This is a genomic window from Saccharopolyspora antibiotica, assembly GCF_047200635.1.
GTDB lineage: Bacteria > Actinomycetota > Actinomycetes > Mycobacteriales > Pseudonocardiaceae > Saccharopolyspora_C.
Window position 1 is genome coordinate 149183 of sequence record NZ_JBJZOI010000006.1, and the last position, 13407, is coordinate 162589.

The window sequence follows — 13407 nt, forward strand, 5'->3', positions numbered from 1 at the left end:
CCGGTGAGGAAGATCCATGAACCAGGGCGAGACACCAGCCGGAACCCCCCTGTCCGAGGCCGAACTGGGAATCTGGATCGCCGAGCAGTCCGGGGACCCGGCGCGCTCGCGGTACCTGTGGGGCGAGTACCTCGACATCACCGGCCCGCTGGAGGTGGGCGCGCTGGTCGCGGCGGTGCGGCAGGCCGCGGGTGAGGCCGAGGTGCTGGGCGCGACCTTCGCGGAGGGTCCCGACGGCAGCCCCCGGCGCCATCGGACCCGGGCCCGGCCCGAGGTCGCCGTGCGCGACCTGTGCGGCGAGCCCGATCCGCACGCGGCCGCGCTGGCGCTGATGCGCGCGGCGCTCGACCGCCCGGTCGACCTGGCGACCGGCCCGCTGTTCGGGGCCGAGGTGCTCCGGATCGGTGCCGAGCGGCACCTGCTGTTCCAGCAGGTGCACCACATCGCGCTCGACGGCGTGGGCATGACGTTGCTGTCCCAGCGGATCGCGGAGGTCTACGCGCACCGGGTCGCCGGGGAACCCGCGCCGGAGTGCGGCTGGGGCAGCACCGCCGCGCTGCTGTCCGAAGAGGACGGTTACCGCGATTCCGCCGATTTCGCCGCGGATCGGGACTGGTGGCTGGACCGGCTCGCGGACGGGCCGGGCTACCTCAGCGCGGCGGCCCGGCCGGCGGCCGCCTCGGCGCGCTCGCTGCGGCTCAGCGGCGGGCTGGACACCGCGGGTTTCGCGGGACTGCGCGCGGGCGCCGAGCGGCTCGGTCAGCGCTGGTCGCGCCTGGTCGTGGCCGCCACCGCGCTGCACGTGCACGCGGTCACCGGCAGCCGGGACGTGGTGCTGAGCCTGCCGGTGCCGGGGCGCGGCACCGAGCTCAGCCGCCGGGTGCCGTCGATGTCGGCGAACGTGCTGCCGCTGCGGCTGCGCGTCGACCCCGCCGCCACGACCGGGGAGTTCACCGCCCAGGTGGCCGCCGAGATCGCCGGGGTGCGGGAGCACCAGCGCTACCGCGGTGAGCGGCTGCGGCGCGAGCTCGGCTACCCCGAGGACGGCCGGATGTTCTTCGGCCCGGTGGTGAACGTGCAGCGCTTCGCCTACGGGCTCGGCTTCGGCCCGTGCACGGCGAGCGCGCACAACGTGCAGGCGCCGCCGTCCGAGGACCTCTCCGTGGTCGCCTACGACCGGGGCGACGGGGAGCTGCGCTTCGACTTCGACGCCAATCCCGCCAACCACGACGAGGAGGTGCTCGCCGGGGCGCGGGACCGCTTCCTGCTGCTGCTGCGGCAGCTCGCGGACGCCGACCCGGGCACCCCGCTGGCGCGGCTGGAGACGATCACGCCCCGGCAGCGCGCGCGGGTCCGCACCGCCGGGACCGGGGCGCGGTCCGGGGCGGCCGCGCCGAACGCGGTGTCGCTGTTCGCCGAGCAGGCCGCGCGCCGTCCCGACGCCTACGCCGTGTGCGAGGCGGCCACGGGGCTGCGGCTGACCTACCGCGAGCTGGACGCGCGCTCCGCCGCGCTGGCCGGGCGCCTCCTCGCGGCGGGTGCGGGCGCGGAGACGCCGGTGGGGTTGCTGGTGGAGCGCTCGGCGGAGCTGGTGGTCGCGGCGCTGGCGGTGCTGCGCGCGGGCGCCGCCTACGTGCCGCTGCACCGGGGTGACGCGCCGGACCGGTTGCGCGGGATCGCGGGCACCGCCGGACTCGGCCTGCTGCTGGTGGACGCGGCGACCCGGGAGGACGAGCTCACCGCCTGGTACCGGGAGCGGGGCCCGGTCCTCGACCTCACCGAACCCGGCGGAGCCGCGCGGCCCCCGGCCGCTCCGGCGCCGGACGGACTCGCCTGCGTCATGTTCACCTCCGGATCAACCGGGGCTCCGAAGGGCGTGGCGATCACGCACGACAACCTGGTGCGGCTGGCCGCCGACCGGTGGTGGGCGGAGGGCGCCGCGCAGCGGGTGCTGCTGCACTCCCCGCACGCCTTCGACGCGCTGACCCTGGAGCTGTGGGTCCCGCTGCTCACCGGCGGCGAAGTGGTGGTGGCCCCGCCCGGGGAGGCCGATCTCGGGGTGCTCGCGGAAGTGGTCGCCACGCGCCGGATCACCGGGCTCTGGCTCACGGCGGGCCTGTTCGACGCGCTGAGCGAGGAGAACCCGTCCTGCCTGCGCGGCGTCCGCCAGGTGTGGACCGGAGGGGACGTGGTCTCGCCCGCCGCCGTCGCCCGGGTGCGGGCCGCGGTCCCCGAGCTGACCGTCGTCAACGGCTACGGGCCGACCGAGACCACGGTCTTCGCGACCCGCCACCCGATCCCGGAGGACGGCGGGGACGGTCCGCTGCCGATCGGCTCGCCGCTGGACGGCAAGCGGGTGCACGTCCTCGACGACGCGCTGCGCCCGGTTCCGCCCGGCGTGACGGGGGAGATCTACCTGTCCGGTTCCGGGGTCGCGCGCGGCTACGCGGGCGCGCCCGGGGCCACGGCCGGGCGGTTCGTGGCCTGCCCGTTCGGCGGCCCGGGGGAGCGGATGTACCGCACCGGGGACCTGGCCCGCTGGAACGCCGACGGGGCGCTGGAGTTCGCCGGGCGCGGGGACGCGCAGGTGAAGCTGCGCGGCTACCGCATCGAGCCCGGTGAGATCGACGTCGCGCTGCTCGGGGCCGAGGGGGTGCGCCAGGTCGTGACGGTGCTGCGCGAGGACCGGCCGGGAAGGCGGCGGCTGGTCAGCTACGTGGTGGCCGAGCACCGGGACGCGGGGGTGGTCGAGGCGCGGGCGGCCGAGGCGCTGCCCGCGTTCATGGTGCCGTCGGCGGTGGTGTTCGTGGAGCGGTTGCCGCTGACCCGCAACGGGAAGCTCGATCGCGCCGCCCTGCCCGCACCGGAGGCTCCGAGCGCTCCCGCGCCGGAGGCGCCGGTGGCCGGCGGGACCGCCGCCAGCGGGGGCGAGCGGGTGCTGCTGGACCTGGTCGGCGAGGTGCTGGGGCTCGGCGAGGTCGCGCCGGAGGCCGACTTCTTCGCGCTCGGCGGGGACAGCATCACGGCCATCCAGCTCGCCAGCCGGGCCCGCCGAGCCGGATTCTCGCTCGGCACCGCCGACGTGTTCCGGCATCCCCGGGTCGCCGACCTGGCCCGCCGCGCCGGGGCGGCCACCGGGCCGGCCCGCCCGGCGGAGGAACCCGGGGGTGCGCTGCCGCTGACGCCGATCGCGCACTGGTTCCGCGAGCTCGGCGGCGCGGTCGCCGGATTCGCGCAGTGCGCCGTGCTGCGCGTACCGGGCGGGTGCGCCGAGGACCGGCTGCGCGCCGCGCTGCGAGCCGTGCTGGCCCACCACGAGCTGCTGCGGCTGCGGCTCTCCGACGCGGGCGGTGTCTGGTCGCTGGAGATCGGGGAAGCGGGAGAGGTCCCGCTGGAGCGCGCGGACGTGCGCGGGCTGCCCGAGCAGCGGCGCCGCGAGCTGGCCGCCGAGCGCGCCGGGAGCGCCCAGCGCGACCTGGACCCGGTGGAGGGACGGGTGGTGCGCGCGGTGTGGCTGGACGCCGGACCGGAGCCGGGCGTGCTGGTGCTCGCCGTGCACCACCTCGCCGTGGACGGGGTGTCCTGGCGCGTCCTGCTCGACGACCTGCGCGACGCCGCTCGGGCGGTCGCCGAAGGACGTGAACCCCGGCTGCAACCGGTCGGCACCTCCTTCGCCCGCTGGTCCCGGGAGCTGCTGCTGCGCGCCCAGGATCCCGTGGTGCAGGCCGAGTTCCCGCACTGGCGGGAACTCGCCCGGGCCGAGGACCCGCCGCTCACCGCACGGCCGCTGTCCGCCGCGGACCGGGAGGCGACCCGGCGGCACCTGACCCGCGCGCTGCCCGCCGAGGTGACCGGCGAGCTGGTGCACCGCGCCGCCGCCGCGTTCGGCTGCCCGGTGGACACCCTGCTGCTCGCCGCGTTCGCGCTGGCCGCCACCGAGCTGCCCGGCGCGGACGAGGTCGCGCTGGTGGACGTGGAGCGCCACGGCCGCGAGGAGTTCGCCGACGACCACGACCTCTCCCGCACCGTCGGCTGGTTCACCACCCGCTTCCCGGTGCGCTTCGACCTGCGCGGGGGCGTCCGCGCCGATCCGGTGGAGCTCGTCGACCGGGTGCGCGCCGCGCTGGAGGCGGTGCCGCGCAACGGGATCGGGCACGGGCTGCTGCGCCACCTCAACCCGCAGACCTCGCCGGTGCTGGCCGCCGGGACCCGGCCGCAGCTCGGCTTCAACTACCTGGGCCGCTTCGACGCCGCCGAGGACCGGGACTGGGCGCCGCTGCCGTGGGCCGGGGTGCTCGGCTCGGCGATGCCGCCGGAACTGCCGCTGACGCACGCCCTCGAACTGGACGCGCTGGTCGTGGACGGCCCCGACGGGCCGAGCCTGACCGCGAACTGGTCCTGGGCGGGCGAGCTGGTCCCGGCCGCGACCGTCGAGCGGTTCGGCCACCGCTGGTTCGAGGTGCTGGCCGAGCTCGCCGCCGAGGCCCGGCACCGCGGCGGACCGGAGGAGGGCGAGGTGCTGCCGCTGCCGCCGCTCGCGCAGGGGTTGCTGTTCCACTCCCTGTTCGACCGCCACGAGCGCGACCCCTACCTCGTGCAGTTCGCCTTCGAGCTCGCCGGTGAGATCGACGCCGCCTCGCTGCGCGGCGCGGTGCACGCCCTGCTGCGCAGGCACCCGCAGCTGAGTGCCGGGTTCCGGCACGGCGCCGACGGGGTGCCGGTGCAGTGGTGGCCCGCCCGCTTCGCGGTCGGCTGGACCGAGCTCGACGCGCCGACCGAGGCCGAGGTGGCCGGTTTCCTGGACGCCGACCGGGCGCGCCGCTTCGACCTCGCCGATCCGCCGGTGCTGCGCGCCGCCCTGCTGCGCACCGGGCCGGAACGGCACCTGTTCGTGCTCACCACCCACCACGTGCTGCTGGACGGCTGGTCGATGCCGATCCTGGTGCGCGAGCTGTTCGCGCTGCACGAGGGCGAGCCGCTGCCCGAACCGGCGAGCTACCGAGCCTTCCTGGACTGGATGTCCGCGCGGGACTCGGCCGCGCACGAGTCCGCGTGGCGCGCGTTGCTGTCCGATGTGGACGAGCCCGCGCTGGTCGCCCCGCCCGGGACGAGCCCGGCGCCGCACGGGCGGACGCACCACGAGCTCGACGACGCCGCCACCGAGCGGCTCCGCCGCGTCGCCCGGGAGCGTGGGACCACCCTCAACACCCTCGTGCAGCTCGCCTGGGGGATGCTGGTCGGCGCGCTGACCGGCCGGGACGACGTCGTGTTCGGGGCGACCGTGTCCGGGCGGCCCGCCGAGCTGCCCGGGGTGGAGGACGTCGTCGGCCTCCTCATCAACACGGTCCCCGTGCGGGTGCGGCTGGAGCCGGGCCGCACCGTCGCCGAGGCCCTGGCCGCGCTGCGGGAGCAGCAGCTCGCCGTGCTCGAACACCAGCACGTCGACCTCACCCGGCTGCGGTCGATGGCCGGTCGCGGCGAGCTGTTCGACACCGTCCTCGTCTTCGAGAACTACCCGCTGGACCAGGCCGAGCGCCCCGGGCGGACGCGGATCACCGGGATGCGCGTCGCCGACGGCACGCACTACCCGCTGTCGCTCATCGTGCTGCCCGGCGAGCGGCTCGGGTTCCGGCTGGACCACCGCACCGACGTCGCCGACGAGGAGGCCGCGCGGCTGCTGCTGACCCGGCTGACCGCCCTGCTGGACCGGATCGCGGCGGCACCGGACGCCCCGCTCGGCTCGGTGGACCTGCTGCTGCCCGGCGAACACCGCGAGCCCGCCCCGGCCCGGCCCGAACCGGCGGGGGTGCTCGGCGAACTCGTCGAGCACCACGCTGCCGAGCGCCCCGACGCCGAGGCCGTGACCAGCGGCGAGGACCGGCTCACCTACGCGGAGCTCAACACCGGGGCGAACCGGCTGGCCCGGCTGCTGGTCGCCCGGGGCGCGGGGCGCGGGAGGCTGGTCGCGCTGGCGCTGCCGCGCGGGGCGGACCTGGTCGTCGCGTTGCTCGCGGTGCTCAAGACCGGCGCGGGCTACGTCCCGCTGGATCCCGGCTACCCGGCCGACCGGCTGCGCGCCACGCTCGCCGACACCGCGCCGGAGCTCGTGATCAGCACCCGCGCCGCTGCCGGAGCGCTGCCGCCGGAGGTGCCGGTGCTGCTGCTCGACGAGCCCGGCACCGGCGCGGAGCTGGCCGCCGCCTCCGGTGCCGACCTCGGCGTGCCGGTCCGCCCCTCCGACACCGCCTACGTCATCCACACCTCCGGTTCGACCGGGCGGCCCAAGGGCGTGGTGGTCACGCACGCGAACGTGCACCGGTTGCTCGCGGTCACCGACCGGCACTTCGGCTTCGGGCCGGAGGACGTCCACGCGCTGTTCCACTCCTACGCCTTCGACATGTCGGTGTGGGAGCTGTGGGCCGCGCTCGGGCGCGGTGGCCGGCTCGTCGTGGTGCCGTTCGAGGTGAGCCGCTCGCCGGGCGAGTTCCGGGCGCTGCTGGAGCGGGAGCGGGTGACCGCGCTGTCCCAGACGCCGTCGGCCTACTACCAGCTCGTCGAGGCCGGGGGCGAACCCGAGCCGGTGCGCTGCGTGGTGCTGGCGGGGGAGGAGCTGGACCCGGCGCGGGTGCGGGACCGGATCGGGCGCACCCGTCTGATCAACATGTACGGGATCACCGAGACGACCGTGCACAGCACGTTCGCCGAGCTCACCGATCCGGCGGAGTCGCGCGGGGTCGTCGGAGCGGGGCTCGACGACCTGCGGCTGCACCTGCTCGACGGCGCGCTGCGGCCCGTCCCGCCGGGGTGCCCCGGGGAGATCCACGTCGCCGGGCCGGGAGTGGCGCGCGGCTACCTCGGCAGGCCGGGCCTGACCGCGAGCCGATTCGTCGCCGATCCCTTCGGCGCGCCCGGCGACCGGATGTACCGCTCCGGGGACCTCGCGCGGCGGTTGCCGGACGGGTCCCTGGAGTACCTGGGCCGCACCGACCAGCAGGTGCAGGTGCGCGGTTTCCGGATCGAGCCCGCCGAGATCGAGCACGTGCTGGAGCGGCACGAGGCGGTGCGCCGCGCCGTGGTGCTGCCCCGCGAGGACGGTCCCGGCGGCACCCGGCTGGTGGCCTACGCGGTGCTCGCGGAGGAGGCCGGGGACACCGCGCCCTCGGCGCTGCTCGCGCACGCGGCCGCCGCGCTGCCCCGGCACATGGTCCCCTCCTTCCTGCTGCCGGTGGACCGGATCCCGCTGACCCCCAACGGGAAGCTGGACCGCCGCGCGCTGCCCGACCCGGGCACCGGGCGGACTCCCGGGCGGGCGCCGAGCACCCCGGTGGAGCGGGTGCTGCGGGAGGCCTTCGCGGCGACGCTGGACCTGCCGGACATCGGGGTGGACGAGGGGTTCTTCGACCGCGGCGGACATTCGCTGCTGGCCACCCAGCTGATCAACCGGGTGCGCTCCGGCCTGGGCGTGCAGCTCGACATCCGCACCCTGTTCGACGCGCCGACCGCGGCGGAGCTGGCCCGCGCCGTTGGCGAACGCGGCGCCGCCGCCCGCCCCGCGCTGCGGGCGGGCAGGCGCCCGGCCCGGGTGCCGCTGTCGGCGGCGCAGCGGCGGTTGTGGTTCATCAGCGGGTTCGACGAGTTCGCCGACACCTACAACCTGCGCTTCGCCCACCGGGTGCGCGGCGAGCTGGACCCCGAGGTGTTGCGCGCTGCCTGGGGGGACGTGGTGGCGCGGCACGAGGTGCTGCGCACGGTGGTCGCCGAGTCCGGGGACGGGCCGTGGCAGCGGATCCTCGAACCCGATTCGCTCCGGTTCGAGCACGTCCGGCTCACCGAGCGGGAGCTGCCGGGCAGGCTGGCGGACGATTCCGCGCACCGCTTCGACCTGGGCGCCGAGCCACCGCTGCGGATCACGCTGTACGAGACGGGTCCCGAGCGGTTCGCGCTGCTGGTGCTGCTGCACCACATCGCCGCCGACGGCTGGTCCTTCGCGCCGCTGTCCCGCGACCTGTCCACGGCCTACCGCGCCCGCGCGGCCGGGTCCGCACCGCGCTGGACCTCCGACGCCGTGCAGTACGCCGACTTCGCGCTGTGGCAGCGGGAGATCGGCACCGAGCGGGAGCTGGAGCACTGGACCCGGGCGCTGGACGGAGCACCGCGGCTGCTGTCCCTGCCGACCGACCACCCGCGTCCGGCGGCGTCCGCGCACCTCGGGGAGACCGTCGAGATCGAGTTCGGCGCCGAGCTGCACGCCGCCGCGCTGCGAGTCGCCCAGGAGCACGAGGTCAGCCTGTTCATGGTGCTGCACGCCGCCCTCGCGGTGCTGCTGCACCGGCACGGCGCGGGCGCGGACCTGCCGCTGGGCACCCCGGTCGCCGGTCGCGGCGACGCCGCGCTGCACGACGCGGTCGGCTGCTTCGTGAACACCGTGGTGCTGCGCACCGACCTGTCCGGGCGGCCCTCGTTCGCCGAGCTGCTGCGCCGGGTGCGCGCGGTGGACCTGGACGCCTTCGACCACCAGGAGCTCCCGTTCGAACGGCTGGTGGAGGCGCTGCGGCAGCCGCGCTCGCTGGCGCACCACCCGGTGTTCCAGGTGATGCTGGCGTTCCAGGACACCCCGCCCACCGAGTTCGACCTGCCCGGCGCCACCGTGGAACCGCTGGCGCTGCACGGCTCCGCCTCGCGGATGGACCTGCTGTGGAGCCTGCGGCCGGAGCTGGACGCCGCCGGGAACCCGGCCGGGATCGGCGGGGTGCTGGAGTACGACGCGGAGCTGTTCGACCCGGCCACCGCCCGCGCGCTCATCGCCCGGCTGGAGCGGCTGCTGCGCGCCGCCACCGCCGAACCGGAGCGCGGCATCGCCGAGCTGCCGGTGCTCACCGACGACGAGCAGCGGCGCGCGGTCAGCGCCGGGGTCGAGCGGGAGGTGCCCCCGGGCACCGCGCACGACCTGCTCGCCGCCCGCGTCGCCGAGGCGCCCGAGGCGGTGGCGGTGATCCACGGTGATCGCGAGCTCAGCTACCGCGAGCTGGCCGCCCGGGTCGACGAGCTCGCCGCCGGGCTCAGCGCGCGCGGTGCCGGTCCGGGCTCGCTCGTCGCGCTCGGGTTGCGGCGGGAGCCCGACCTGCTCGCCGCGATGTTCGCGGTGGCGGCGGTCGGTGCCGCCTACCTCCCGTTCGACCCCGAGCTGCCGGAGCGGCGGATCGGGGACCTGCTCGCCGACGCGCGCCCCGGGCTGGTCCTCGCCCACGACACCGCCGGTGCCGTCGAGTTCCGCGAGGGCGCCGCCGAGCCGGCCGTCGTCCCGCGCGGCACCGCCTACGTGCTGCACACCTCCGGCTCGACCGGCAGGCCGAAGGGCGTGGTGGTGGCCCGGGAAGCGGTGCGCAACCTGCTCGACGCCCTCGCCGAGCGGCTGCGCATCGGGCCCGCCGACCGGGTGTTGGCGACCGCCCCCGCCGGTTTCGACATGTCGGTGCCCGAGTTCCACCTCGGCGCCGCCACCGGCGCGGCCGTGGTGCTCGCGGACCGGGACGCGGCCCGGGATCCCGAGCGGCTGCTCGATCTCGTCGCCCGGCACCGGGTCACCGCGATGCAGGCCACGCCCTCGCTGTGGCACACCCTGCTCGCGAGCGGGCGCGGGAAGCTCGACGGGTTGCGGGTGGTGGTCGGCGGCGAGTTCGTACCCGGTCCGCTCGCCGATCGGCTGCGGGGACTCGGCTGCGAGGTGCACGCCTGCTACGGGCCCACCGAGACGACCGTGTGGTCCACCGCGCACGCGGTGGTCGAGGACCAGCCCGCTGACGTGGCGCTGGGCTGGCCGTTGGCGAACACGCGCTGCCACGTGCTCGACGCCGGGCTGCGGCCGGTGCCCCCGGGCGTCGTCGGCGAGCTCTACCTCGCCGGAACCGGGGTGGCCACCGGCTACCTGCACCGCACGGCGCTCACCGCGCAGCGGTTCGTCGCGGACCCGTTCGGTCCACCGGGAACCCGGATGTACCGCACGGGTGACCTCGCGTCCCGGGACGCGGCCGGGCTGCTGCGCTTCCACGGCCGCGACGACGACCAGATCAAGATCCGCGGGCACCGGGTGGAGCTGGGGGAGGTGGAGGCGGTGCTCGCCGAGCACCCGCAGGTGCGGGCCGCCGCCGTCGCGGTGCACGACCACGACGAGCACGATCGCAGGCTCGTCGGCCACCTGGTGCCGCACGGCGTGGACCTCGGCTCGGTCCGGGAGCACCTGGCCGCGCGGCTGCCCGCCCACATGATCCCGTCCCGGCTCGTCACCGCCCAGCGGCTGCCGCTGTCGGCGCACGGGAAGCTGCTGCGCGACCGGCTGCCCGCGCCACCGGCGGTCACCGCCGACGGGGCGGACGGGCGGCACCGGCGGATGTGCGCGGTGTTCGCCGAGGTGCTGGGCGCGGAACGGGTCGGCCCGGACGAGAACTTCTTCGAGCTGGGCGGGCATTCGCTGCTCGCGGTGCGGCTCGCGGACCGCGTCGAGGCGGCCTTCGGCACCCGTCCCCGGCTGCGCGACGTGTTCGCCGGGGCCACCCCCGCCGAGCTGGAGCTCTCGCTCGGCTCCGGCGCGACCTCCGGCCACCTGGTGCGCTTCCGCGGCGGAGGTGACGCGGCACCGGTGGTGTGCGTGCACCCGCTGAGCGGGCTGGCCTGGCCGTACTCGGGCCTGCTCGCGCACCTCGACCCGGCGCACCCGGTGTACGGCCTGCAGGGGATCGGCGCGGGCGGGGTCGCGGACCTGCCGCCGGACGTGGGATCGATGGCCGAGCGCTACCTCGCCGAGCTGCGCGCCGCGCACCCCGAGGGGCCCTACCACCTGGTGGGCTGGTCCTTCGGCGGACTGGTGGCGCACGAGATGGCGCGGTCCCTCGGAGCCGAGGCGGGGGTGCTGTTCCTGCTCGATCCGCCGCTGGGCGGATCACCCGGCGAGGCGGCCGACGCGATCGACCCGCGGCGGATCCACCGGGTGCTGCTCACCTCGGTCGGCCGCGAGGACGTCGAGGCGGAGAGCTTCGCCGAGGTCTCCGCCGTGCTGCGCCAGGAGGGCAGCGCGCTCGCCGAGCTCACCGAGCGCGACGTGGCCGACCTCGTCACCGCCTCCCGGCACAACGCCGCCCTCACCGGGACGCACCGGCCCGGCGTGCACCGCGGCCGCACCGTCCACATCGGAACACCGGAGGGGCCGGATCCCGAGCTCTGGCGAGAACACCTCGCCCGACCACCGGAGACCTACCACCTGCCGCACCCGCACCACCGGCTCCTGCAGCCGCGCCACGTCGGCGAGATCGGCGCGATCCTGCGCGCCCACCTGAACCCCGAGCACGAGGAGGACACCCGGTCATGACCAACCCGTTCGACGACGAGGACGGCACCTTCCTGGTGCTGCGCAACACCGAGCTCCAGCACTCGCTGTGGCCCGCGTTCGCCGAGGTGCCCGCCGGCTGGGAGGTGGTGCTGGGCGAGTCGGCTCGCGCCGAGGCGCTGCACTACGTCGAGCAGCACTGGACCGATCTGCGCCCGGCCTCCCTCCGCGAGTCGTGATGGAGCCCGGGATCCAGGCCGCCCTGGACGGCCTCCCCGCCGGGGCGCGGGTCGTGGTCCGGCTCCCCAACGGCCCCGGGCTCGCCTCGGTGCTGCTGGCGTGCTTCGAGCGGGAGCTGGTCGCCGTGCCGCTGGCCCCGCGCGGCACCGACCTGGACGACATCGTGCACCGGGTCCGCGCGAGCGCCGTGGTGGAGCCCGCCGCGACCGGAGCCGCGCTCCGCCCGACGGAGCACGATCCTGCGCACCCGGACATGGCGGGGCTGGCGTTCCTCATGTTCACCTCCGGGTCCACCGGCAGGCCCAAGGGCGTGCGGCTGAGCAGGAGGGCGGTGCTCGGCAACGCGGCGAAGACCGCGGCGCTGCACGGGATCGAGCCGGGCCGGCCGCACGGCACCTGCCTGCCGCTGCACCACTGCAACGCGCTGGTGATGTCGCTGCTGGGCACCCACCTCACCGGGGCACCGCTGGTGCTGCACCCGAAGTTCGACCCCGCCGGGTACTTCGCCGAGCTCGCCGCCGGAGGGGCGCGCACCGCCTCGATCGTCCCGGCGCTGCTGTCCGACCTGCTCGACGCCGCCCCGGAGTGGCCGCCGGAGCTGGAGTACCTGATCACCGCCGCCGCTCCGCTGACCGGCGACCTCGCCCGGCGCTTCCACGAGCGCTACGGGCCCCGGCTGCGCCAGGGGTACGGGCTCACCGAGGCCGTGAACTTCAGCTTCACCGCGCCCCGGCTGGACGGTGCGGATTTCACCGCGCAGTACCTGGACCGGTTCCCGCCGGTCGGGGCGGCGCTGCCGGAGACAGAGTGGCGGCTGGAATCCGGTGAGGTGCAGGTCCGCACCCCGGACCTGATGGACGGCTACTGGGAGGACCCGGCGGCCACCGCCGAGGCGATCACCCCGGACGGCTGGTTGCGCACCGGCGACCTGGGTGAGCTGCGGGACGGGTTGCTCGTGCTGCGCGGCCGCACGAAGGAGCGGATCAACCGGGGCGGGGAGAAGCACTACCCGCTGGAGGTGGAGCGCGGCTGGCGCGCGGACGGGCTGCGCGGCCTGTTCGCGGCCGTCGGCGTCGCCGAACCCGCGCTGGGACAGGAGATCGGCCTGGTCACCGCGGACGCGCCGGTGGATCAGGTCCGCGACCTGTGCGAGCGGACCGCGCTGCGCCCGGCGGCGGTGCGCTTCGGCGGATTCCGCACCACCGCCACGGGCAAGCCGCAGCGCGCGAAGATGGGCACCGCGCTCGCGGCCCGGCGGCTGGCGCCCGGCCGCTACGAGCGGCTGCTCGCGCACGCGGGCGCGACCGCGCGGGAGATGCTGCGCCGGGCGCCGGAGTCCGCATCGCCGGAGCTGCGCGCCCTCGCCGAGCACGCGCCGGAGCCCGCGGGCACCGAGGACGAGCCCGCGTTCGCGGCGCTGGACTTCCTCCGCGAGCGCTGGCTCGACCCGGAGGACGCGGAGCTGGCGGCCGCCAAATCGGTGTGGCGGGCGACGCTCGCGGCCGCTTGGCCGGTCTCGGCGCACGTCGAACTCGCCGCCGAGGTCGTCGCCGCGGGAGGAGATCCACCGGTCGCGGTCCCGTTCGGCGTCGAGACCGCCGTGCGCGAAGGGCGGTTGCTGGTGCTCCCGCACAGCGCCCCGGTCGCGGCGGGTTCGGCCCCCTGGGCGCTCGGCCCGCTGTGGACGTTCCTGCGCGACGGCGAGACCGGGCACCGGGTGGACCGGTGGAGCAGGATGCGCCGCCTGCGCCAGGACGGGCACGCCCTGGTGGGCTGCTCCGCGCTGCGCGCCGGGCGGCACGATCTCGGCGGCGTCATCTGGGCCCGCCCGACGGACGAGGAGTGAG

At 76.5% G+C, this 13407-nt stretch carries 3 protein-coding genes; all 3 read left to right on the plus strand.

The genetic code is table 11. The annotated features are described in order from the left end of the window. The first annotated feature begins 16 nt into the window (after positions 1 to 16). Genes ACL03H_RS06365 through ACL03H_RS06375 form a run of 3 tightly spaced genes read left to right on the plus strand, consistent with a single transcriptional unit; the run spans position 17 to position 13406 of the window. Positions 17 to 11362, plus strand: coding sequence for an amino acid adenylation domain-containing protein (locus tag ACL03H_RS06365; protein WP_412810149.1), 11346 nt, complete (start codon positions 17 to 19; stop codon positions 11360 to 11362). After that, positions 11359 to 11559 (plus strand): MbtH family protein, encoded by a 201-nt coding sequence (locus ACL03H_RS06370; RefSeq protein ID WP_412810150.1) that lies wholly within the window; start codon positions 11359 to 11361, stop codon positions 11557 to 11559. Before ACL03H_RS06365 ends, ACL03H_RS06370 begins: the two co-directional genes overlap by 4 nt. Continuing rightward, positions 11559 to 13406: a class I adenylate-forming enzyme family protein gene (locus ACL03H_RS06375; RefSeq protein WP_412810151.1), complete on the plus strand. Its 1848-nt coding sequence runs from the start codon at positions 11559 to 11561 to the stop codon at positions 13404 to 13406. Before ACL03H_RS06370 ends, ACL03H_RS06375 begins: the two co-directional genes overlap by 1 nt. Position 13407 lies beyond the last annotated feature (1 nt).

What these genes read in the sequence shown, in the direction of transcription:
- ACL03H_RS06365 (WP_412810149.1), top strand. Translation starts at nt 17, where the DNA reads ATGAACCAGGGCGAGACACCAGCCGGAACCCCCCTGTCCGAGGCCGAA.
- ACL03H_RS06370 (WP_412810150.1), top strand. Translation starts at nt 11,359, where the DNA reads ATGACCAACCCGTTCGACGACGAGGACGGCACCTTCCTGGTGCTGCGC.
- ACL03H_RS06375 (WP_412810151.1), top strand. Translation starts at nt 11,559, where the DNA reads ATGGAGCCCGGGATCCAGGCCGCCCTGGACGGCCTCCCCGCCGGGGCG.